This is a genomic window from Nonomuraea sp. 3N208 (assembly GCF_052245935.1).
Taxonomy (GTDB): Bacteria; Actinomycetota; Actinomycetes; order Streptosporangiales; family Streptosporangiaceae; genus Nonomuraea.
This window is the reverse complement of sequence record NZ_JBQQBR010000050.1, coordinates 25817-48092: the sequence shown is the minus strand read 5'-3', so window position 1 is coordinate 48092 and position 22276 is coordinate 25817. Positions and strand designations below refer to the sequence as shown.

Annotated in this window: 12 protein-coding genes; 5 read left to right on the top strand and 7 right to left on the bottom strand. The window is 69.1% G+C overall.

Features of this window, described 5'->3' with window-relative positions; translation table 11 throughout:
- Positions 1–12: 12 nt before the first annotated feature.
- A complete protein-coding gene (locus ACTWPT_RS49360; protein ID WP_443184495.1) occupies positions 13–669 on the bottom strand; it encodes a TetR/AcrR family transcriptional regulator in 657 nt (218 codons plus the stop codon).
- Positions 670–799: 130 nt separating this feature from the next.
- On the opposite strand from ACTWPT_RS49360, the gene ACTWPT_RS49355 reads away from it, so the two are divergent.
- The 3 genes from ACTWPT_RS49355 (at position 800) to ACTWPT_RS49345 (ending at position 8152) form a co-directional block, all read left to right on the top strand.
- Positions 800–1630 (top strand): TIGR02452 family protein, encoded by an 831-nt coding sequence (locus ACTWPT_RS49355; protein ID WP_443184494.1) that lies wholly within the window; start codon positions 800–802, stop codon positions 1628–1630.
- A 244-nt stretch (positions 1631–1874) separates the two neighbouring features.
- Positions 1875–6353 carry a hypothetical protein gene (locus ACTWPT_RS49350; RefSeq protein WP_443184493.1) on the top strand — a complete coding sequence of 1493 codons (4479 nt, stop codon included), beginning with the start codon at positions 1875–1877 and terminating at the stop codon, positions 6351–6353.
- A 140-nt stretch (positions 6354–6493) separates the two neighbouring features.
- Entirely contained in the window at positions 6494–8152 is a 1659-nt protein-coding gene (locus tag ACTWPT_RS49345) for an AbfB domain-containing protein (protein WP_443184492.1), read from the top strand.
- Here the strand turns inward: ACTWPT_RS49345 and ACTWPT_RS49340 are convergent.
- Genes ACTWPT_RS49340 through ACTWPT_RS49325 form a run of 4 tightly spaced genes read right to left on the bottom strand, consistent with a single transcriptional unit; the run spans position 8136 to position 12413 of the window.
- Positions 8136–9239, bottom strand: coding sequence for a LacI family DNA-binding transcriptional regulator (locus tag ACTWPT_RS49340; RefSeq protein WP_443184491.1), 1104 nt, complete (start codon positions 9237–9239; stop codon positions 8136–8138). The two genes, ACTWPT_RS49345 and ACTWPT_RS49340, sit on opposite strands and share 17 nt — an antisense overlap.
- Before the next feature lie 36 nt (positions 9240–9275).
- Complete coding sequence (locus ACTWPT_RS49335; protein WP_443184490.1) at positions 9276–10175, bottom strand: carbohydrate ABC transporter permease; 900 nt, start codon at positions 10173–10175, stop codon at positions 9276–9278.
- Positions 10172–11083, bottom strand: a complete 912-nt coding sequence (locus ACTWPT_RS49330) for a carbohydrate ABC transporter permease (protein ID WP_443184489.1) — start codon at positions 11081–11083, stop codon at positions 10172–10174. Before ACTWPT_RS49330 ends, ACTWPT_RS49335 begins: the two co-directional genes overlap by 4 nt.
- A 4-nt stretch (positions 11084–11087) precedes the next feature.
- Positions 11088–12413: an ABC transporter substrate-binding protein gene (locus ACTWPT_RS49325; protein ID WP_443184488.1), complete on the bottom strand. Its 1326-nt coding sequence runs from the start codon at positions 12411–12413 to the stop codon at positions 11088–11090.
- Between the two features lie 318 nt (positions 12414–12731).
- Between ACTWPT_RS49325 and ACTWPT_RS49320 the strand changes: the two genes are divergently transcribed.
- A complete protein-coding gene (locus ACTWPT_RS49320; protein ID WP_443184487.1) occupies positions 12732–15596 on the top strand; it encodes a glycosyl hydrolase family 95 catalytic domain-containing protein in 2865 nt (954 codons plus the stop codon).
- Positions 15593–17833: a glycosyl hydrolase family 95 catalytic domain-containing protein gene (locus ACTWPT_RS49315; RefSeq protein WP_443184486.1), complete on the top strand. Its 2241-nt coding sequence runs from the start codon at positions 15593–15595 to the stop codon at positions 17831–17833. The genes ACTWPT_RS49320 and ACTWPT_RS49315 overlap by 4 nt, the downstream gene beginning before the upstream one ends.
- Positions 17834–17913: 80 nt before the next feature.
- Here the strand turns inward: ACTWPT_RS49315 and ACTWPT_RS49310 are convergent, their stop codons facing one another.
- Together ACTWPT_RS49310 and ACTWPT_RS49305 are read right to left on the bottom strand one after the other, a co-directional pair.
- On the bottom strand, positions 17914–20967 hold the full coding sequence (locus ACTWPT_RS49310; RefSeq protein ID WP_443184485.1) for a hypothetical protein: 3054 nt from the start codon (positions 20965–20967) through the stop codon (positions 17914–17916).
- 119 nt (positions 20968–21086) lie between these two features.
- On the bottom strand, positions 21087–22148 hold the full coding sequence (locus tag ACTWPT_RS49305; RefSeq protein WP_443184484.1) for a LacI family DNA-binding transcriptional regulator: 1062 nt from the start codon (positions 22146–22148) through the stop codon (positions 21087–21089).
- Positions 22149–22276: the final 128 nt, after the last annotated feature.

Here is a 22276-nt window from a genome sequence, read left to right as displayed (position 1 = left end):
GCGGGTGGGGGGTTACTCCGTGCCGATGTCGACCTGGAGCGCCGGCAGGGCGTTGTCGGTGCCGACGAGCCACGGCGGCATCAGCGCCATGATCGTTTCTGCGAGCTCATGGGGATCGCACGGCTGGGGATCGTGCAGCCACTCCGACAGCACGGCCAGGACGCCGCCGATGACGAACGCCGCGGCCCGCCGGCTGTCGAGCCTTTCCGGGCGCCCTGGCACCGCCTCGATCGACTGCTGGGTCTGGCGGACCAGCGCTTCCCGCAGCTCCTCGCGTGCCGAGCCGTCGCCTGCCGCGGCCACCAGCGTCGCGTACAGGTGCCGATGCCCGGCGATGTGCGCGAAGAAGGCGCCGTACGTCATCCGGGTGACGCTCGCGCCGGACAGATCGTTGGCGCGCCGCATCGCGGTGTCCCGCTCGCCCAGCTCGTCCAGCGCGGTTCGGACCGCGGCGATGCCGAGCTCCTCGATGGAGGTGAAGTGGCAGTAGAAGGCGCTGCGGCTCACCCCGGCCTCGCGCACGAGCGAGGCCACGGTCGGCACCTGGCCAGTGAGCGCGAGCTGGCGCTCGAACTCGGCCAGCAATAAAGCGCGGGTCCGCTGCGCCCGCGGGTCGGCCAGGTCTCCGGTACGCATGAACGCCGCGGGGGGAACTCCGGTGAGAGCCATGCCGGACACTGTAGGAAGGTATCGGACACATGTCCAGTACTTGTCGGACACATGTCCATGAGATCTGCTACCGCAGGTCGCCGCCCACACCGGCGCCCAAAGAGCCGCGCGCCATCTAGCATGCGGGCGTGTGAGCAGAAGACTGCGCGGCATCGCCGCCGCCAACGAACAGATCGTGGCCGACGGCCGGTACACCGCCGACGACGGCACGCTCGTCAGCGTGGGCCCCGCGCTCGAGGCGGCCGTCGCCGGCACCGTGAGCCATCCGGCCGACATGTCCGTCGCCGTGCCCCCTGCCGTGCCGGGGCAGGTGACGTCGTTCGAGGTCAGCGCCGAGGACACGCTCCAGGCCGCCCGCCGGCTCCACCTCGCCGGCGCCGGGCGGATCGCCGTGCTGAACTTCGCGTCGGCACGCACCCCCGGTGGCGGCTACCTCAACGGCGCCAAGGCGCAGGAAGAGGACCTGTGCCGCCACAGCCTTCTGTACCCCTGCCTCCTCCAGGCGCCGGACTACTACGCCGCCCACCGGGCCTCTCCCGACCTGCTCTACAGCCACCGCGTCATCTGGTCCCCCGACGTGCCCGTGCATCGGGGCGGCGACGGCCGGTTGCTGCGTGAGCCGTACGCGGTCTCGTTCCTGACCTCGGCCGCCCCCAACGCGGGGCAGGCGCTGCGCCACGACCCCGGCCTGCGCGACCGCATCCGGCGGGTGCTGCACGAGCGGGCCGAACGGGTGCTGGCCGTCGCCGCCCACCACGGCGCCCGCCGACTGGTCCTCGGGGCGTGGGGATGCGGGGTGTTCCGCAACGACCCGCGCGAGGTGGCGGAGGCGTTCCGCGCCCACTTGGCCGCGGAGGGTGCGTTGTCAGGGGTGTTCGAACGAGTGGTCTTCGCGGTCTGGGATCGGGTGCCGGAATCCGCCAACCGGGCCGCGTTCGCCGAGCGCTTCACGCAGTCGTAGTTATCGGTGTCTATCGATATGCGCTCAGATTAAGCGTGATCGGCCCCGGTCGGCAAGGGGCCGGGCACCTTTGGCCACGCGGAGCGATCCCGCAGGCCACAGACTTGGGCGTCCAGCAGCGGAAACATGCCCTCGCGCACCGCTCGCCCATGTAACGCCTAGGTAACGGCTTCTTGTCGGTTGGCTAACTCGTGCCTACTCTCCCAGGAGAACGTTTTCTATCCCTCCCGTGAAGGCACCCCCCATGCACATACGGCACCCGTTACGCGGCCTGCTCGCCACGATCCTGCTGCTGCCCTTTCTCGCCACAGCCCCCGCGACGGCGGACACCACCTTGCCCGCCGGATACGTGGACGTGGTCACGTTCGGCGACACCGCATCCGAGACCGCGCACGCGCTGCAGGCGGCGTCCACCGCAATAGTGGACGGGGCGCTGGGAGAGCCGGCCAGGGTCGCCAAGCCGACCGACCCGGCGAGCGTCAAGGGAGCCGAGCTGCGGTTCAGGGTGGCGGTCGACCCCGTCGCGCAGAACTACTTCACGCTGAAGTTCTGGGGGAGCGACGTCTCGCCCTACAAGACGATCGCCTACATCAACGGCGAGCAGATCGGCTACCGCCGCTCCGGCGACTACGAAGCGATCAACCTCGGCTCGAGCAGGCCGCTGCCCGGCCGGTTCTACTACAACACGATCATGTTGCCGCTGGAGCACACGCGTGGCCGGCGGGTGGCGGAGATGACCGTCAGGACCTATGACGCCGGGTTCAGCCAGCCCGTGACCGCCGACTCCCGCGGCTACTACAAGGCCTACACGCACACCACCGCGTCCCTGGACGTCTCCGGTGAGAAGCAGGGACCGGTCACTCCGGACACGACGCCCGCGCCAGGCCCGTCCGACGCCGAGAAGCAGGCGATGGTCGACCGCTACCGGCAGAGCCAGATCGCCCTGTTCAACCAGTACAGCGCCCAACTCGACGCCTCCCCCGGCGCCAAGTTGTCGATCGTCCGCTACCAGGAGGACCTGCGGTTCTACGCCTCCGCGCTGCTGGAGCCGTGGGTGCCGGCGAACACGCCCGAGCTCAAGAAGGCGGCGCTGCGGCGGCTGTTCAAGGCCGTCGACAACCACGTGAAGGACTACTACGCCAACACCCGGCTGCTGCTGAGGGGCGGCCACCAGGGCGACTGGGGCGGCTACTACGGGGCGCTCGGCGAAGCCCTGTACATCGTGGAGAACCTGATCCCCGAGGTCTACGGCACGGAGGAGTTCGCGGCGTTCCTGGACGAGCCGTTCGTCACCGGCACGCAGGACGGGCCGTCCTCGCTCAAGGGCGTGGACTGGGACGGCGGCGAGTTGTCCCGGCGGGAGGCGTACGAGCGGGTGCTGAAGGCCAACTTCGACTTCGCCCGAGCACGCCTGTCCTACATCTTCAACCAGGTCATGTACACCTACGAGGGCGCATGGGAGGCGCACGAGGGCCTGCGGGTGATCGGGTCGCGGTTCTACGAGGGCAAGGCCAGGAGCCACCGCATCCTGCTGGAGTCGCTCGGCGCCGAGCCCTTCCTCGGTGAAGAGGTGCTGGTGGGGCCCGACGGCAAGGATCTGGACCTCTACCACTCGCTCTTCTACCACGACCAGACCGCCCGCTTCACCGACGACTTCGCGCAGGTCGTCGGCAAGGGCCTGGCCAAGTCGAAGCTGGACGCGGACGGCGAGGTGGTGCGCCGCCTGCCGTACGGCAAGCACTACACCGGCCTCACGAAAGCCGGCTTGACCAGGGAGAACACCTTCGTCGCCAACTACGGCGAGGCCACCAACTACCTGCCGGAGTGGTTCTTCCGCACGTGGGGGCACAAGGGCGACGAGAAGGTCAACGACGAGATTCTCAAGCTGGCGCTGAAGAACCTGCACGCGCGCGGCTTCACCCGCTACACCGGCGTCGACGCGGACGGCAAGCGCGTCGCTCTGGCCGAGATGGTCGTCGACGAACGCAACGCCAGTTACCCGGGCTGGCCGGCCTACGCGCTGCGCAACACCGAGGGCCGGACGATGGAGTACGTCGCGCTCGACAAGCACATGGCCGAGCACAACGAAAAGTACGCGGGCCCGGCATGGGAGCCGTACCGGCGCTACGCGAACGAGGCGGCCGGGTTCCTCCAGCAGCAGCTCGCCGACAACCAGTACTTCAACACGTTCTCCTCCGTGGAGGCCAAGCGCAAGTACGACCTGTGGCTGCCCGAGACCTACGCCTACCTGCGCGCCAGGCCGGCGGCTGGGGCCGTGCTCCCGCAGACGGACTTCACCCTGTACACGCCGGAGCAACTCGCCGCGCTCGGCGTCGATCCGGCCGCCTACGAGCGGTTCGCCTTCGCGGACGTGGACAACATGTTCGTCTCCCTCCGCGACGGCGACACCAGGATCTTCGGCTCGCTGTTCGAACGGCAGCGCGGCGTCGCCGGGAACGGGCGGCTCCACGTCCTGGCCAAGGACCACCACGCCATCGTGCAGATCGCCACGGACACCCGGTTCACCTTCCGCGACTACAACCTGCGGATGGACAACATCGACGTCGACTTCATGGAGGACCAGCAGAAGGGTGACGGCGGCCTGCCCCAGGCACTGGCCGGCGAGATCCTGCCCGCCGCCCACCAGCCGGGCGTCGGCACCGTGCGGCGGGAGAACTACGAGTTCGACACCCCCTACTCCGGTTACGCCGACTTCCTGACCGCCCGTTACGGAAGCTACCTGTTCGCGTTCAACACCACCCGCGACGTCTACGGGAACGAGCGGTCGTTCTCCCTGGACGTGCCCGGCGACGCCCTGGACCTGGTCTCGGGCAGGCAGGTGGCCAAGGGCTCGGTGAGCGTGCCGCCCGAGACCGCGATGGTGCTGAAGCTGGGCGACGCCACGGCCGAGCGGCCCAGGCCGCACCACGTGGACTTCGTGCAGGCACTCCGCGACCGCGACGGCGTCACCCTCACCTGGAAGCCGGCCGCCGGCGCCGAGTCCTACACGATCAGGCGCGACGGCAAGGTGATCGCCACCGGCGTCCCCGGCACGACGTTCACGGCTGAAAGACAGGGCGCCTACACCGTGACCGGGGTCAACCGGCACGGCGAAGGGTGGGCGTCGCAGGCCGTCGAGCCGCCTGCCGAGCCGATGGACCGCATCGGCGAGATCATCGGCGACGTCAAGGCGAGCAGGCAACGCGTCGAGCTCACCGGCGGCAACGGCAAGGGCCTCGGCGAAGGCGACGACTACTACCTGGATAAGCGCGACATCCAGGACACCCTGCTGTTCTCCAACAGGGTGCTCACCGGCAGCGGATCGATCAGCGCCAGAATCGAACAAGCACAGGGCCCGGCCAGCGGCGTCATGCTCAGGGCCGACGCCCGCTACATCTACTTCGGGGCGGACGCCACCGGCAGGCTTGTCCTGCAGAACCGCTCCCGCGACTCCCGCCACGACTGGCAGGACGACCGGCGCAGCCCGATCAACGCGAACGTCCAGGGCTACACCGCCGCCGAGTACCCGTTCGTCAAGCTCGTACGGGACGCCGACGCCCACATCGTGCGGGCGTGGGCGAGCAAGGACGGCCGGTCGTGGGCGTTCGTGGCCGAACTGTTCACCCCCTTCCCCGAAGGCGTGTACGCCGGCGTCGTGGCGGCCACGGCGGCCACGTTCACCGACGTCACGCTCTCGCCGGACCGCGACGGCACCCTGTACGCCCGCGTGGAGCGGGTCAAGGACCAGGTGACGCTGCACTGGAGCAAGCCGGACACCGCCACCAGATTCACCGTGTACCGCAAGGACGGCGCGGCCGCCGCCTGGCGTCCGGTCCTGCCCAACGCGTTGGCCTTCTCCTTCACCGACGAGCCGCTGCGGCACGGCACACGCTTCTACCGGATCGCGACCATCGGCGCCGACGGCGTCGAGCGGCCGGGCACGGGCCTGCTGATGGCCACGGCCGAGCCGCTCGCCGCGATGATCGCCGAGGCGGAGAAACTGCCCGCGGCCGACTACACCAAGGGCAGCTACTACATGCTGACCAAGGCGATCGCCGAGGCTAAGGCAGGAGGCGACGAGGACGGGCTGATCGACCGGATCTACGCCGCCGTCGAACAACTCGTGCCGGTCGGCACGCTGCTCCAGAAGGTCACCGTCGAGCCCTCCATGGTGGAGGCGTCCGCCGAGGCATGGGGAGGCGGCGGCACCAAGGCGCAGAACGGCTGGCGCGCCTTCGACGGCGACCTGACCACCGCCACCGACACGACCACGTCGTCGGGCTGGATCGACGTGCGCCTGCCGAAGGCTGCGGCCCTGGACGCCCTCCGCTACCACCCGCGGGTCACGCACGTCACGCGGCTGAACGGGGCCGTGTTCAGGGGATCCGCCGACGGCGGCGCCACCTGGACCGACCTGCACACGGTGAGCGGGGTCGCGGCCGCGCAGTGGTACACGGTCCCGATCCCGCGGACCGCCGCCTACCCGTGGCTGCGCGTCGCCTTCCCGTCCGGCAACACGAACGTGGCTGAGATCGAGTTCCTGTCCATGACCGACGACCGTACCCTGCTCGACCTGCTCATCGAGGAGGCCGAGGCCATCGACCCGAGCCGGCGCACCGCCGAGCTGACCGCCGCGCTGGAGCACGCCCGCTCAGACCTGGCCGGTCAGGACCAGATCGACGCCGCCGCCGAGCGGCTCCGCGTCGCGCTCGCGAGTCTGTGAACCCGCGGTACGGCCCGCGCCGCTCGGTGCGGGCCGTACCGCCCCTTCCGACCCCGAAAGAGCAGCCCCAAAAGAGCAGCCCGAAAGAGCAGCCCCGAAAGAGGAGCCCCGGAAGAGGAGCACAGCCCTAAGGAGAGGTCATGTCCGCACGCACCCCCGTCAGCCGCCGTGCCGCACTCAAGACCGCGCTCAACACCGCGCTCGCCGCCGGCGCCGGCGCGGCCCTGCTCACCCGCGCCGAGCCCGCCGCCGCCGCGACCCACCCCGGCCTGCTACACACCCAGGCCGACTTCGACCGCATGCGCGCCCAGGTCAACGCCGGCGCCCAGCCGTGGAAGGCGGGCTGGGACCGGCTCATGGCCAACGCACACTCCCAGAGCACCTGGACGCCCCGCCCCACCGCGACGATCATCCGGGGCGGCGACGGCCAGAACTACCCCCAGCTCTACAACGACATCCACGCCGCCTACCAGAACGCGCTGTGCTGGAAGATCAGCGGCAGCACGGCGCACGGCGACAAGGCCCGCGACATCCTCAATGCCTGGTCGGGAACGCTCACCACGGTCACAGGCAACGCCGACCGGTTCCTGGCCGCGGGCATCTACGGCTACCAGTTCGCCAACGTAGGCGAGATCATGCGCGGATACAGCGGCTTCGACCTGCCCCGCTTCCAGCGCATGATGCTCAACGTCTTCCACCCGCTCAACGAGCAGTTCCTCACCAATCACAACGACGCCTGCATCACCAACTACTGGGCCAACTGGGATCTCTGCAATATGAACTCGGTCCTGGCCATCGGCGTGCTCTGCGACCGCCAGGACCTCATCGACCGGGCCGTCACCTACTTCAAGACCGGAGCCGGCAACGGCTCGATCATGCACGCCATCCCGTTCCTGCACAGCGGCGGGCTCGCGCAGTGGCAGGAGAGCGGACGCGACCAGGGCCACACTGTGATGGGCGTCGGCCAGATGGGCGCCTTCTGCGAGATGGCCTGGAACCAGGGCATCGACCTGTACGGCTACGCCGACAACCGGTTCATGAAGGCCTGCGAGTACATCGCCAAGTACAACCTGGGTGAGGACGTCCCGTTCACCGCATACACCTGGGGCACCGGCCAGAACTGCGCCCAGCAGACGCACACCGTCATCTCCTCGGCGGGCCGCGGCCACGTGCGCCCCGTCTGGGAGATGGTTTATCACCACTACGCGGTCAGGCGCGGACTGGCCATGCCGTACGCGGCCGCGTTCGTCGCCCAGGTGCGGCCGGAGGGCGGCGGCGGCGACTACGGGACCACCAGCGGCGGCTTCGACCAGCTCGGATTCGGCACGCTCACGCACGCCAGGGCCGCCGGCACCGCCACTCTCCCAACGGGGACGACCCGATCATTGCGGTCGGTCAACTACCCGGCCCGCTTCATCAGGCACCAGAACTACCTCGGCTATCTGCACGAGGTAAGTGCCTCCAGCGACGCCCAGACCCGGCAGGACGCCACCTTCACCATCGTGCCGGGGCTCGCCGCGCCGAACGGCTACTCCCTGCGTGCCGCCAACGGGCAATACCTGCGCCACTACGACTTCCGGGTGCGCCTGGCCGCCGACGACGGGACGGCCACCTTCAAGAGCGACGCCACCTTCTACGCCGTACCCGGCATCGCGAGCGGCTCGGTGCGTCTCGAGTCGAGCAACTACCCCGGCCGCTACCTGCGGCACCGCAACTACGAGCTCTGGGTGGACCCCTACGACGGCACGAGCGGATTCCGCGACGACAGCTCCTTCACGGCCGTCACCGCCTGGGCCTGACCCCTTCGCGGGCGGCCCCCGGCACATACTGGGCCACGGACTGGCGCACCACGACGTGGGTGCCGAACACGGCGTGCTGCTCCGAGCCGCTGCGCGCCCGCCCCTCCTTCAGCTCCAGCGCCAGGCGCACGGCACTGCGGCCCAGCTCCTCGTACGGCACGCGCACGGTCGTCAGCTGCGGCCGCAGGTCCGTCGCCAGCGGTATGTCGTCGTAGCCCACGAGCGAGATGTCCTCGGGCACGCTCAGACCCGACTCGAAGATCGCGGCCATCGCGCCGCCCGCGACGACGTCCGTCTCGGCGAAGATCGCGGTGAACGTCGGCCCCGAGCTCAGCCACCTCCGCGTGTGCTCATAGCCGGACGCCCGGCTGAACTGCACTTTCGTCTCGATCAGCTCGGGGTCGACGGGCACGCCATTGTCCTCCAGCGCCCGCCGGTATCCCGCGAGCCGGCCTGCGGTCGTGGTGAACCCCAGCGGCCCGCCGCCGAGGAAGAGGATCCGCCGATGCCCGCGGGACAGCAGGTGAGCGGTCGCCGCGTAGGCGCCGGCCTCGTTGTCGTACTCCACGACCGTGACCGGCATGTCCGCGCCGATCGGCGGCCGGCCGCACAGGACCAGCCGCGACCCCGCCGTGTCCAGCGAACGTGCGATCTCGGCCATGCGCGCGCGGTAGGCAGGCTCGTCGACCGCCCCGCCGATGAGGATCACGGCCGACGCCCGCTGCTCGCGCATGAGGTGGATGGCGGCCAGCTCCCGCTCGGGATCGCCCTCGGTCGTGCACACCAGGCACAGCCGTCCGCGGCGGGCGGCCTCCTGCTCGGCACCGTGCACGGCGGCGGCGAAGGCGGGCCCGCGCACGTCGTTGACGATGAACGCCACCGTCTGGGTGCTGCCCGCCACCAGCGCGCGGGCGTGGGTGTTGGCGACGTAGTTGAGCTCCTTGATGGCCCGTTGCACCCGCTGCTTGGTGGCCTGGGCCACCGGGTAGTCGCCGGCCATCACCCTGGACACGGTGGAGACGGACACGCCGGCCCGCGCCGCGACGTCCCGGATCGTGTTCTGGCGGTGCTCGTCTCTCCTGGTCATGATCCCGCAGTCTAGACAACGTTTTCTAACAGCACTCTATTTGAGGCTGCCCAAGGTGACGCCGGAGCGCCAGTAGCGCTGCATGGACACCATCAGGACCACCATGGGGATCAGGGAGACGATCGAGCCGACCACCACGAGCCCGGTCAGGTCCGTGGAGTTGTCCACCTTGACCTTGAGCCACGAGTAGAGGCCGAGCATGACCGTCCACTTGTCTTGGCTGCGCAGGTAGACCAGGGGGCCGAAGAAGGAGTTCCACGATCCCACGAAGCCGAGCAGGAAGATCGTCGCCGCGCCCGTGGACATCAGCCGCGCCCCGATGACGAAGAAGATGCGGTATTCGCCCGCCCCGTCGATCCTGGCCGCTTCCAGCAACTCGTGCGGGATGGCGCCCTCGGCGTAGACCTTGGCCAGGTACACCGAGAAGGCGCTGAAGAAGCTCGGCACGATGATCGCCCACGGCGTATCGATCATCCGGAGGTCCGTGTAGAGCAGGAAGGACGGGATGGTGAGCAGTGCGTGCGGCACCAGGAAGGAGCCGATGATGCAGCCCATCATCACGCCGCGGCCGCGGAAGCGGTACATCGCCAGGCCGTAACCGCAGGCGACGCAGATCAGCGTCATTCCCGCGGTCCCGGCGAGGCTGTAGACCACGGTGTTCCACATCCACGTCAGGAAGATGCCGTCCTGGTAAGTGAACAGCTCCCTGAAGTTGACCAGCAGCCGGAACTCGGCGAACCACAGGCCGTTGGTCGTGTAGAGGTCGCTCTGCCCCTTCGTCGCGGCCACGATCAGCCACCACATGGGCGCCACGGAGTAAACGGTGAAGGCGATCAGCCCGAACAACACCGTGGCCTTCGTACGTTTGCTGTGCGGCGCCACCGGCTGCCGCGGCGCGGAGCCGGTGACGGTACGGCGTTCGAGTGTCGTGGTCATGAGGTCGGCGCCTTGTTCGTGAACCGGTAGAAGATCGCCGACGCCAGGCCGACGACGAGGGCCAGGATGATGGACAGGGCGGCGGCGTAGTTGAAGTCACCCTGCGCGAAGGCCCAGTCGTAAATGCCCATGATCGGCGTGAAGTCGCGGGTGACGGTCTCCGGCGTCATCGACCGGAAGAGCATCGGGTCGCTGAAGATCTGCAGCGTGCCGATGATGCTGAGCACGGTCGTCAGCACCAGCGAGCGCCGGATCAGCGGCACCTTGATCGACCAGGCGATCCGCAGCTCCGAAGCCCCGTCCACGCGGGCGCCCTCGAAGATCTCCCGAGGCACGGCCTGCAACGCGGCGTACACGATGAGCATGTTGAACCCGATGCCGCCCCACGCCATCAGGTTGCCGATCGACACCCAGATGAGCTCGCCGCTGTAGAAGTCGGCGTCCACCCCGAACAACGCGAAGAACGGCGTCAGCGGCCCGACGTCGGGGCTGTAGAGATAGATCCAGATGAGCGTCGCCACAATCCCCGGGATCATGTACGGGATCAGCAGCGCCAGCCGGAACCGGGCGGCCACCCGCCGTGTGGCGGCGTCGAGCAGCAGCGCCAAGGCGACGCTCGCGACCTGGATGAGCGGGATGCTGATCGCCGCGAACAGCGCCACCCGCCCCATCCCGGCCCAGAACCGCTCGTCGCCCATGCCCTTCAGCAGATTGCCGAGCCCGACGAACTCGATGGTCTTCTCGCCGAACCCGAGCCCGGAGCTCTTGGTCGTGTACATGCTCTCCCGCAGGGCCAGGACGATCGGCACCGCCGTGAACAGCACGAACCCGAGGAAGAACGGGACGGTGAACGAGGCTCCCTTGAGCGCCGCGACCCGCCGCCAGGTCATGACGGCGGGCGCGGACATGCTGTCAGCCCTGAACATTGATGTTCTTGGCCTTCAGGTCGTCGACCGTGAACTTCTGCATGTGCTCGAGTGCCTCGCGCACCGTGATCTTCTTGGTGACGATCTGCGCCCACTGGTCCTGGAGCTCGGTGAAGACGCCGGTGTAGTTGGGGCCGACCACCCAGGGGTCACGAGCGGCCTTGACCGCCTTGAGGATGACGTCCTTGGCCTCGGCGCGGCGCTCGCCGAACAACTTCGCCGGCACCGCGGAGTCGACCCAGGGGCTCGGGTCGGGGATGGCGCCCGGCCAGGCGTACTGCTTGGTGTCCTCCTGGTAGCTGGCGTCGACGGCTTCCTTGCTCGTCGTCATCCAGACGGCCGCCTCGACCGCCTCCTTCACGCTCTGGCAGCCCTTCGGCACCAGGATCGCGCTGCCGTGCGCGTTCGTGACGAACTCGGGGGCGTCGGCGAACTGCGGAAGGTCGATGGGCTGCCAGTCGCCCAGCGACTTCTTGTAGTTGAGCTCGTAGTTGCCAAGCTGCCAGGTGGAGGTGGGCAGGGACACCATCTTGCCGGAGTCGAAGTAGGCGATGAGCGCCGGCCGGTCCTGGTAGGTCTGGTTCGCCACCAGCTCGTTGTCCACCAGCTGCTGGATGATCTCACCGGCCTTGAGCGACTCGGGCGACAGGAAGTCCACCTTCCAGGTGTTGCCCTCGACCTTGTACCAGGTGCCGCCGGCCTGCTGGGTCAGGTTGACCAGCGTGGAGGGGTCCTCACCGGCGAGGTTCATCACGTAGATGCCGTGCTTCTTCAGCTCCTTGCCCGCCGCGATCAGCTCGTCCCAGGTCTTGGGCGGCGCGATGCCGTACTTGTCGTAGACGGCACGGTTGATGATCATGAACGATGGGCCGAAGCCTGACGGGACACCGTAGTAGCGGCCGCCGGCCTGGGCGCCGGCGTAGGCCGCCTCGTTGTACAGGCCCTTCTTAGTGTACGGCGCGAACTCCTCCGTGACGTCCTCCAGCAGCCCTTCACCGGCCAGTCCCGGCACCTCGCCGAAGTTCTTGACCAGGCAGGGCACATCCTGCTTCGCGGCCACGGCATTGCGCAGGTTCGCCGCGGTGCCCGGGAGGTCGGCCTGCTTGACCACCTTGAGCTTGATGTGGTCGTGGGTGGCGTTGAACTTCTCGACGATCGGGTCGAGGAACTTGGGCTCGTCCCAGGACCACCAGGTGATGGTGACCGGTCCCTTGCTCTGGGGCGCGGCGGGTTGCTCGCCGCCGCAGCCGGCCAGGGTGACGGACGTCGCGAGGATGGTCACAGCTGCGGCTTTCAGCTGCTTACGGGTCATGAGGACACCTCTCCGTAAGGGGGGAACGCGCGGCACGGGTCGGCGGGAACGGGGAGTAGTCGGATAGAAAACGGTCTCTACGGAAGTTAGAACCTGGCGGGCGCCCGATGCAAGATGTCATCCGCATAAATCTGGTGTTTCGCGGGCTTTGCCGGCCTCGCATAGGCATGCCGATGCAGACAACGTTTTCCTAGTTCGCGGCCGGTTCACACAAGCGTAGTCAAGCGGTGAGAAGGGGCTTGACAGAGACGGCTGTCCGATTAGATGTTCTCAATCATCGGTTGTATCGCCCCATCACGACAGCCCCTCGGAGGAGCGATGTCGGAAAATCCTGCCTCTCGGCGTACATTCCTCGGAGGTCTGGCGTTAGGAGGCGCTGTAGCCGCACTCGCTCCCGCATCGCCCGCCGCCGCGTCCACCACCACCGAGCTGTTCGAGCGGACCGGTCTGCTGCCGATTCGCGATGAGATGCGGCATGAAGGCCCATGGTCGAGGTTTCTCCGCGACCAGGACCTGGTGTGGGCACGCCTCCCGCGTCAGTGGCACGAGGGCCCGTTCCTCGGCAACGGCCTGCTGGCCTCCACCATCTACGTCCCCGACGGCCAGAACGGGATCCGCTTCGACGTCCAGCACAGCGAGGTCCAGGACCACCGCCCCGACATCGACGCCAAGTACGGCCTGTGCCGCTTACCCATCGGCTATCTGACACTCCAGCCCAAGGGCACGATCACCGCCGTCGACTGGCGCCTGGACCTGTGGAACGCCGAGCTCAAGGGCACCGTCACCACAGACCTCGGCACCATCGCGTTCACCGCCTTCGTGCACGCCGAGCGCGAGGTCATGCTGATCCGCGTCAAGCCGGACGCCGCCGAGCGGGAGACGGCCTGGACGTTCACTCCGCTGCCCTCGATCAGCCCCCGCCAGATCACCAACCCCGACCCGAGCTACCAGCCGAACCCGCCCAGCACGCTCAAGCAGGACGGCGACGTCCACCTCTGCGTCCAGCCCTTACTCGTCGGCGGCCACTACGTCACCGCCTACCAGGAGGTCACCCGCGACGACGAACGCTGCCTGTACGTCACCGTGGCCCACTCCCAACCGGAGGAGACCGCCGAGGCGCCCGCCGTACAGACGATCAAGAGCGCCCTGAGCCGCCCGCCCAGCCTGCTGGCGAAGACACACCGCGACTGGTGGCACACGTTCTACCCCAAGAGCTTCATCTCGCTGCCGGACCAGCGGCTGCAGAGCTTCTACTGGATCCAGCTCTACAAGATCGCCTCAGCCACCCGCGAGCACGCCCCCGTCATGGCCACCACAGGCCCGTGGTTGCAGCCCACCGGCTGGCCGAACATCTGGTGGAACCTCAACGTCCAGCTCGAATACTGGATGATCAACGGCTCCAACCACCTCGAACTCGACGCGCTCACCCGGACGCTCGACGAGAACCGGCAGGTGCTCATCGACCACGTGCCGGAGCAGTACCGATCCGACTCGGCCGGCGTCTCGCGCAGCTCCGACATGTACGCCCGCGGCGCTCGGCTCGGCATCCCCGGCCAGGGCGCGCCCGAGATCGGCAACCTCACCTGGGCCCTGCACAACGTCTGGTTGTCCTACCGGCACACCATGGACACCCACGTGCTCCGCGACGTCCTGTTCCCGCTGCTGCGCCGTTCGATCAACTACTACCTGCACTTCCTCACCCCCGGCCCGGACGGCAGGCTGCACCTGCCGACGACCTTCTCTCCCGAGTACGGCGGCGCGCCCGACTGCACCTACGACCTCGCGCTCATCAGATGGGGCTGCAAGACGCTGCTGGAGTCGGCGGACACGCTGAAGATCGACGACCCGCTCGAGAGCCGCTGGCGGGAGGTCCTCGACACGCTCGTCGACTACCCGGTGGACGAGAACGGCTACATGATCGGCACTGGTGTGCCGTTCGCCAAGTCGCACCGGCACTACTCGCACCTGCTGCAGATCTATCCTCTCTACGAGATCACCTGGGAGCAACCGGACAAACGCGACCTCATCGAGAAGTCGCTGAAACACTGGATCGGCTTCACCGGCGCGCTCCAGGGCTACAGCTTCACCGGCGCCGCCTCGATCGCCGCCCAGCAGGGCAAGGGCGACGACAGCCTGCACTACCTGCGCGAGCTCATGCGCCAGGGCTTCATCCGGCCCAACACCATGTATCGGGAGGGCGGCGGGCCCGTCATCGAGACCCCGCTGTCCGCCGCCCAGTCGATGCACGACATGCTGGTGCAGAGCTGGGGCGGACTGATCCGGATCTTTCCGGCTGTGCCCGGTGAGTGGGCCGACGTCACCGTGCACGACTTCCGCACCGAAGGCGCGTTCCTCGTCTCAGCGGTACGGCAGGCCGGCGCGACCCGGTGGGTACGGGTCCGCAGCCTCGCGGGGCAGCCGTGCCGGCTCCGGCACGGCATCGCCGGCCGATATGCCGTGCTGGGCGCCCGCTGGAAGGACGTCGGCGAGGGCGTCATCGAGCTGGACCTGCGCAAGGACGAGGAGGCGCTGGTGTCCGCGCACGGGGTCCGCGATTTCACCATCGGGCCCGTGAAGATCACCGTACCCGGCGAACCCTGGGGTTTGCCGCCGATCCCGCCGCCCGGCCCCACCACCCCCGCCGACCTGTCATCGCATGTCGACAACGACGGCGTCTCGGCCCACGAGTCCATGGCCGACGGGGACTACGACGGGTCCGGTTACACGTACCCGGGTGAGGAGCTCCCGCCTGCGGGGCCGTACACGCTGCAGGGGTTGACCTTCACCTTCCCGGCCTACGGCGACGGCGCCAAGAACAACGTGACCGCTCAAGGGCAGGCCATCGCCGTCCCGCCGGGCCGCTACGTCAGAGCCTGGCTGCTCGCGTCGGCCACCTTCGGCGACGCGACCGGGACACTGACCGCCACCTATGCGGACGGCTCGACGGGCCAGGCCCCGTTCACTGTGCCGAACTGGACCGGACAGCCGCCGGCGGGCGGGTTCGAGGCGGTGCGCTGCACGCACCGGCACGGCCGGACGGGAGCGAGCACATCGAAGGTCGCGCTCTTCGCCGTGCCCGTCACCGTCGACTCCTCCAAGGAACTGCGGTCGCTGACCTTGCCCGCTCTCACCCGGCCCCAGCTTCACCTCTTCGCCCTCTCCCTGGAAGGACCCTCCCGATGACCGGAATCACCCGGCGCGCGTTCGTCGCCGGCGCCGGTGCCTGCGCCGTGGTCACGACCTCTCCCGCCGCCTGGGCTCATGCCACGGCGGGCGGCACGTACGACGTGCACGGTGACGTGCTGCGGGACGCCGCCATGGTGTGGAAGCGGCTCCCCAGCGGCTGGCAGAACGGGCCGTTCCTGGGCAACGGGTTCCTCGGCGTGTACCTCTACAACAAGGGCGGCGAGGGGAACGTCCTGCGCTTCATGCTGAACCACTCGCTCGTGCAGGACCAGCGAGGCCAGTGGGAGGCGGCGATCGGGTACTCGCGGCTGCCCATCGGCTACCTGACGCTGACCTTCGCCGGGGCCATCACGGCGGTGGACTGGCGGCTCGACCTGGAGCGGGCAGAGCTGACCGGGACCGTGACGACCACACAGGGCGGCGTCCGGTTCAGCGCGCTCGTGCTCAACCACCGCAGCGTGCTGCTGGTGTCCATGACGCCGACCCCGGGGGAGGAGGCGGTGGCGTGGGGCTTCACGCCGCTGCCGTCCCACACCACCAGGACGATCCGCCGCCCACCGGACTACACCGGCAACCCCGAACCGACGGTCGCCGACGGGCACGTCGAGCAGCCCATGCACGCCGGAGGCGGCTACACCACGGCCTGGCGGGAGGTCAGGAACGGCAGCGAGCGGGTGCTCGCGGCCACCATCGCGTACGGGTACCCGGACTCGACGGGCGTCGAGGAGGCGATGCGGGCCGTGCGCCAGGTCCTCGACGGCAACCCGGAGGCGCAGGTCCTGGTCCACCGGCTCTGGTGGCAACGCTTCTACCGGCGCAGCCTGGTGTCGGTCCCGGACAAGCTGCTGCAGCGCTTCTACTGGATCCAGCTCTACAAGATGGCCTCGGCCACCAGGGACGGAGCGCCGGTGGTGACCGAGTGGGGACCGTGGTTCCCCGAGGTGGGCAACAGCTGGACCAACATCTGGTGGAACCTCAACGTCCAGGTCGCCTATCCGCTGATCAACGGCTCGAACCACCCGGAACTGGACGCGGTGACCACGACCTTCCGGAAATATCACGAGAACCTGGAGCTCAACGTCAACCCGGCCTACCGCGACGGGAAGTCGTACGCGCTGTGCCATCCGGGCGACCGCATGCTCCGGCCGGGTCCGCGTTACGTCGGCGTGCCCGGCGTGAGCCCGAACGACCACACCGGCAACCTCACGTGGGGCATGCACAACGTCTGGCTCGCGTACCGCCACAACATGGACGACCGGGTGCTGCGCGAGGTGCTGTTCCCGATCCTTACCGGGGCGATCACCTACTATGAGCGGTTCCTCGTCGAGGGAGCGGACGGCCGGCTGCACCTGCCCGAGACGCGCTCGCCCGAGTACGCGAACGCCTCCGACGCCACCTACGACCTCTCCCTCATCCGCTGGGGCTGCCGCACCCTCCTCGACAGCGCCGAGCGGCTGCGCATCGACGACCCGCTCAAGCCGCGGTGGCGGGAGATCCTCGCGCGGCTCGTGCCGTACCACAGGAACGAGCAAGGGGTGATGATCGGGGCGAACGTGCCGCTGGCCGACTCGCACCGGCACTACTCGCACCTGCTGTGGATCTACCCGCTGCAGGAGTCGCTCGACAGGCGTAGCTTCGACCAGTGGACGAGCATGCGCGAGCGGTGGCACGGCTACAGCTTCGCGGCGGCCTCCTCCATGGAGACGTTGTTCGGCAACCCGGAGGAGGCGCTGTCCTACCTGCGGTTCTTCATCGACGGCAACGTTGTGGACAACTGCGCCATCACCCCCAACACCATGTACAGGGAGGGCAGCAACTTCGCCATCGAGAGCCCGCTGGCCGCGGCCCAGTCGATGCTCGACATGCTGACCCAGAGCCACGGTGGGGTGGTCAAGATCTTCCCCGCCGTCTCCGCGACCTGGGCCGACGTCTCGGTCGAACGGCTGCGCACGCAGGGGGCGTTCGTGGTGGACGCCTCGCGGAGTGCGGGGCGTACGGACTGGGTCAGGGTGCGGAGCGAGGCGGGGGAGCCCTTGCGGCTGCGGCACGGCATCGAGGGTCCGTTCGAGGTCCGCGACGAGCAGGGGAAGCTCTTGCCGTACCGGGGGACGGACACGATCGAGATCCCGCTGCGCAGAGGCGAGACGGCGGTCGTCACGCGTCGCGGTCAGCGCCCGTCCGGCCCACGCGACGTTCCGGCGAACGGGACAGCCCCCGCCTGGGGGCTGCCGTAGCGGTGGTCAGCCTGACCAGCCCGGGCCGCACATACACGGTGACCGCCCGCTGACGCGTCACCCGGTCTCGGCGGTCGAGGTCACGTGAGTGGGGCGGTCACGCGGACGTTGTCGAAGTCGACGGCCGCGCGGCCCGTGACGAGCTGCACGTACCCGGGCCCGTTGATCGGGTTCGGGTCGGTGACGGTGACGCGGGGTGCCGGGTCCGCGCCGACGAAGGCGCGGATCTCGGCGCCGCGTAGCTCCACCCGGAGCGTCGTCGGTCCGGTGACCGCCGTCCCCGACGCGGTCGCGATGACGCCCGTGCCGGCGCGGAAGATATCGACCGAGCCGTTGGAGCGGAGATACACCATGTATCCGGACTGGGTGTAGGCATCGCCGGGCTTCGCCGTCCGCACCTGGATGCCGCCGAAGGCGGTCGACGTCGCGAGCGTCCGGAAGTCGACGCCCGTCTCGACCGAGCCATCGGCGATCTGCAGGTCGTCGACGACGGATTTCCACCCCGTGCGGGTCGTGTCCTGCTGGCGGTAGACGCCACCGGTCACGGTCCAAACGCCGTCGACGGCGCTCCATGCCTCGGACGTCGCCGCCGCTGATGAGAAGCTGTCGCGGAACACCACGCCCTGGGCGTCCGGCACGATCCGCACCTCGAAGGTGTCGATCTCGGTCGTCCCCGTGTCATGCAGCGTCTCGGCGGTGATCCGGCACGATCCGGGAAGCATCGTCTCCCGGATGGCGACCTTCACCTCGCCGGGGCCCGAGGCGCCGGCGTCGCCGGCGAGGCACGACCCCGAGAGCGTCACCGCGGCGATGTTCCGTCCGGAGATCCGTACCGCGAGCTCTTGTCCGGCCACGACGCTCGTCTGGCTCGGCGCGGCGGTTACGAGGTCGCGGCCCACGTCGGAGCGGGCCGCGGCGACCACCAGGCGCGCGGCGTCGTGCCGGGTCAGCACGCCCTCGCGGGCGAGCGCCGTGACGGTCTTCGTGGCATGGGACACGAAGGCGGCGTGGCTCTCCCATTGCTCGCCGGCCCGCAGGTGGTCGGCGACCGTGCAGCCGGTGCCGTCGTCGGGGTTGGCGACGCCGGTGTCCCGGTTGCCGATGAACACCTGCGCCCGCTCGTCCGAGCCGGGGCAGGCGTCGTCGACGATCCGGATGTCGTAGGCGAGCCGCCCCGTGGCCTTGAGGTCGAGGACCTGCAGGGTACGGTTCCCGTCCGCGACGGGGAAGGCCGACGGCCACAGCGTCGCCGCGCCGGCGCCGGTCCAGCGGATCTCCACGCTCCGGCCGTCGCGGTTGACGACGAGCCCGGTAGCGTTCTCGGCCGTGGCCGGGGAGCCGGGGGCGGCGACCGTGCCGTCGCCGATCCACTGCAGCGTGTCGCCTTTCTCCAGCACCAGCGGGATGCGTTCGAAGAACTGGCCGGAACCGGCCTCGACCCGCACCTGGAGCCGGTCGCCGAGGGTCACGGACTTGGACACAGGGCTGCCCGCCGCGGCGTAGCGGATCTCCAGCGGGTCGAGGCCGCCGACCGTCGCGGGATCGACGGGGGAGCCGTCACGGAAGAACGTGGGGACGGACTGGTCATAGGCGTCGAAGTGCACACCGTCCGCCGCGGTCCAGCCGGTGCCCCACGACAGCTCCGCATCCACCGGACGGGTACGCGGAGCGCCGATCTGCGGGGCGTTCTGCCCCTGGACGACGACGCCGAGCTTCGGATCGTAGAGGTAGCTGAGCCCGAAGCGCTGGTTGTCCCAGAACCCGTACTGGGTGTTGACGTGCTTGCCGAAGCCCATGCCGATGACATACGAGGGGCGCTTGGCGAAGACGAACTGCTGGCCGGTGACCGTGTCCGCGCGGTGCTCGGTGTACGGGGCGCCCGCGTACGGGCGGAGAGTGCCGATGGCGGACCGGCGCTCGGCCGCGGTCGGATAGTGCTCTTCCCGCAACGCGACGTCGCGGATGATCGACGGGTCGAGGTAGGCCCATGTCGGGGCGATGAGCGGCGCGACGGAGGTCTGCCACCCCGCCGCGGCGAACGCCGAGCGACGCTCGTCCATCTCCTCCCGGGTGGCAGAGTAGGCGCGGGCCTGCGGGATCACCGAGCCCCAGAGGTTGTTGGAGCCGATCGGCAGCTCGCTCGCGTAGTTCCAGCCGCGGTGTCGCGAGTCGATGGCCGTGTTGATGAAGTAGCCGTCGAGCCGCTGATCGTAGAGCAGGTTGTACTGGGCCCAGTCCAGGTAACGCGTCTGCATCCGGTCGATCGTCGCCCGGGTCGCGGGGTCGGCCCATCCGGCGAGGTCTTCCGCTTCCACTTCGAGGCTGTAGCGGTGGGCGACCGTCCCATCGCGGAAGAACCCGGCTTCGCTCTGCGAGATCCGCTCGTGGTCGGCGAGGCGTTGCTCGAACCGGGCGCGTAAGGCAGGGTCGTCGAAGCGGCGCAGCAGACGGGAGATGCCGACCAGCCCGCCGGCGACCTGGTTGGCGAACTGTGCGCCGCGCGGGCCCCAGACCTCCTCATTCTCCAGGAACCATGTGCTCGCCCGCCGCATGGCGTCGGTCAGGGAGGAGACGAGCGCCGGATCCAGCGTGCCGTCGGCGTCGAGGAGCTCCAGCATGATCGCGTACAGTTCGAGCGCGAAGCCGGTCGCGGCCCGCGAATGCACGTCGCCGCCGCCCTGCGGGAACGATCCGTCGGCGTTCTGGGTGCCGAGCAGGAACCGCAGGCCCGCCTCGAAGCGGGCCCGCAGGGCCGCGTCCCGGTGGTACGGGTTCCACGGGCGGTCGGCGGTGTAGAAGTAGGCGAGCGTGAGGACGTTCTCCATGACCCGCGCGTCGCTGGGCCCCTGGCCGGTACGCCAGCAGTTGCAGGTGATGTACCCGTAGTTCGTGGCGCTGTCGTCGTTGACGCTGTTGGCGAGCCTGGCCAGGTTGGCGAGATAGGGCGCGATCTGCTGTTCCAGGCCGGTGAAGTCGGCGAGGTCGATGGCGCTCGGGTCGAGGGTGGCGACTTCAGGCAGCGGCCCGGCGCCGACCGCGGCAGCGGGGGCGGCCGGGGTCAGCGCCAGGCTAGCGGTGACGGCCACCGAGGCGATCCGGCGGCCGCTATGAGCGTGGGAACGTTTCGATCTCATGATCGTGCCTCCAGGTTCGCTGTGGACCGCCACCGTCCACACCATGATCGTGAATCGATTCACGACTACTCGACAGGGCGGGAGCGTAGTGACGGCGTTGCGGCCGTGTCAACGGCCTGTTACGAAGGGGCTCCCGGGTGATCGTCGTCTCCCGCGACCGGGAGGGACGTCGCGCGGACCACGAGCTCGGGCTCGAACCGCCCCTTCGTGTCCTGCTCGCTCTCCATCCCGAGCAGGATCCGGACGGCACTGGCCCCGAGCGCCGCTGACGGGTGGCGGATGGTCGTGAGCGGCACGATCGCGAAATCGGCGAACTCTATGTCGTCGTAGCCGACCAGCGAGAGATCCTCGGGAACCCGGATCCCGCCCACCATGAGCCCGTGCAGCAGCCCCAGCGCGAGCAGGTCGTTGCCGGCGACGATCCCGTCGGGGAAGCCGGACGCCGAGCGCCGCAACAGCGTGCGCGCGACCGCCTCGCCGACCTTCGCGGTCTGGACCTGGATGCGGATGATCTCCAGCGCGGCCGGCTCCGGAGACTCCGCGACCGCCCGCTGGGCCCCGGCCAGTCGCAGGTCGACGTGGGGGTGCGCGCCGCCGATGAAGATCAGGCGGCGCCGGCCCTGGGCGAGCAGGTGCGCCGCCGCGAGATAACCGCCCCGCTCGTTGTCGCCGGAGATCGCCGGATAACTGTGCGGGCCGGGCGCCATGCCGACGAGGACGAACGGCGTGCCCCGCTCCCTCAGTCCGAGCAACTCCGCAGGGACGTCGCCGACGGGAGCGGCGAGAATGCCGCTCACCTGCTGGGACTCGAAGAAGTTGAGATAGGCGCGCTCACGTGCGGGGCTCTCGTCGCTGTTGGCGACGAGGATGAAGCGACCGTGCGCCGCCGCCTCCGCCTCCGCACCCGCCGCGAGCTCCGCGTAGACGGGGTTGCTCATGTTGGAGACCAGCAGCCCCAGCGCCAGGCTGTGGCCGACGCGCAGCCGCCGCGCGGCGTCGTTGCCGACGTAGCCGAGCTCGTCGGCCGCCGCGAGGACACGCTGCCGGAGGTCGGGCGAGACCCGGTTCGGCTGGGTGAAGGTGTAGGACACGGTCGCCCGTGAGACCCCGGCGCGTGCCGCGACATCGCCGACCGTGGCGGCGGAACCGTCGGCCTTCTTCGGCGCGGGTCCAGAGGTCATCGGGCTCCTCAGTGCGTACGTCAGCGCCAGTCAGCCTAGCGCATGCGTGAATGGATTCACGAAATCGCCCTCCAGGCCTGTGACGCCATTGACACGCCTTCGACGGCGCACGTAATCTGCCCGAAACG

Excerpts from the sequence above, each read along its gene's own strand:
- ACTWPT_RS49360 (WP_443184495.1), bottom strand. The coding sequence starts at position 669 with ATGGCTCTCACCGGAGTTCCCCCCGCGGCGTTCATGCGTACCGGAGAC.
- ACTWPT_RS49350 (WP_443184493.1), top strand. The coding sequence starts at position 1,875 with ATGCACATACGGCACCCGTTACGCGGCCTGCTCGCCACGATCCTGCTG.
- ACTWPT_RS49345 (WP_443184492.1), top strand. The coding sequence starts at position 6,494 with ATGTCCGCACGCACCCCCGTCAGCCGCCGTGCCGCACTCAAGACCGCG.
- ACTWPT_RS49340 (WP_443184491.1), bottom strand. The coding sequence starts at position 9,239 with ATGACCAGGAGAGACGAGCACCGCCAGAACACGATCCGGGACGTCGCG.
- ACTWPT_RS49335 (WP_443184490.1), bottom strand. The coding sequence starts at position 10,175 with ATGACCACGACACTCGAACGCCGTACCGTCACCGGCTCCGCGCCGCGG.
- ACTWPT_RS49330 (WP_443184489.1), bottom strand. The coding sequence starts at position 11,083 with ATGTCCGCGCCCGCCGTCATGACCTGGCGGCGGGTCGCGGCGCTCAAG.
- ACTWPT_RS49325 (WP_443184488.1), bottom strand. The coding sequence starts at position 12,413 with ATGACCCGTAAGCAGCTGAAAGCCGCAGCTGTGACCATCCTCGCGACG.
- ACTWPT_RS49320 (WP_443184487.1), top strand. The coding sequence starts at position 12,732 with ATGTCGGAAAATCCTGCCTCTCGGCGTACATTCCTCGGAGGTCTGGCG.
- ACTWPT_RS49315 (WP_443184486.1), top strand. The coding sequence starts at position 15,593 with ATGACCGGAATCACCCGGCGCGCGTTCGTCGCCGGCGCCGGTGCCTGC.
- ACTWPT_RS49310 (WP_443184485.1), bottom strand. The coding sequence starts at position 20,967 with ATGAGATCGAAACGTTCCCACGCTCATAGCGGCCGCCGGATCGCCTCG.
- ACTWPT_RS49305 (WP_443184484.1), bottom strand. The coding sequence starts at position 22,148 with ATGACCTCTGGACCCGCGCCGAAGAAGGCCGACGGTTCCGCCGCCACG.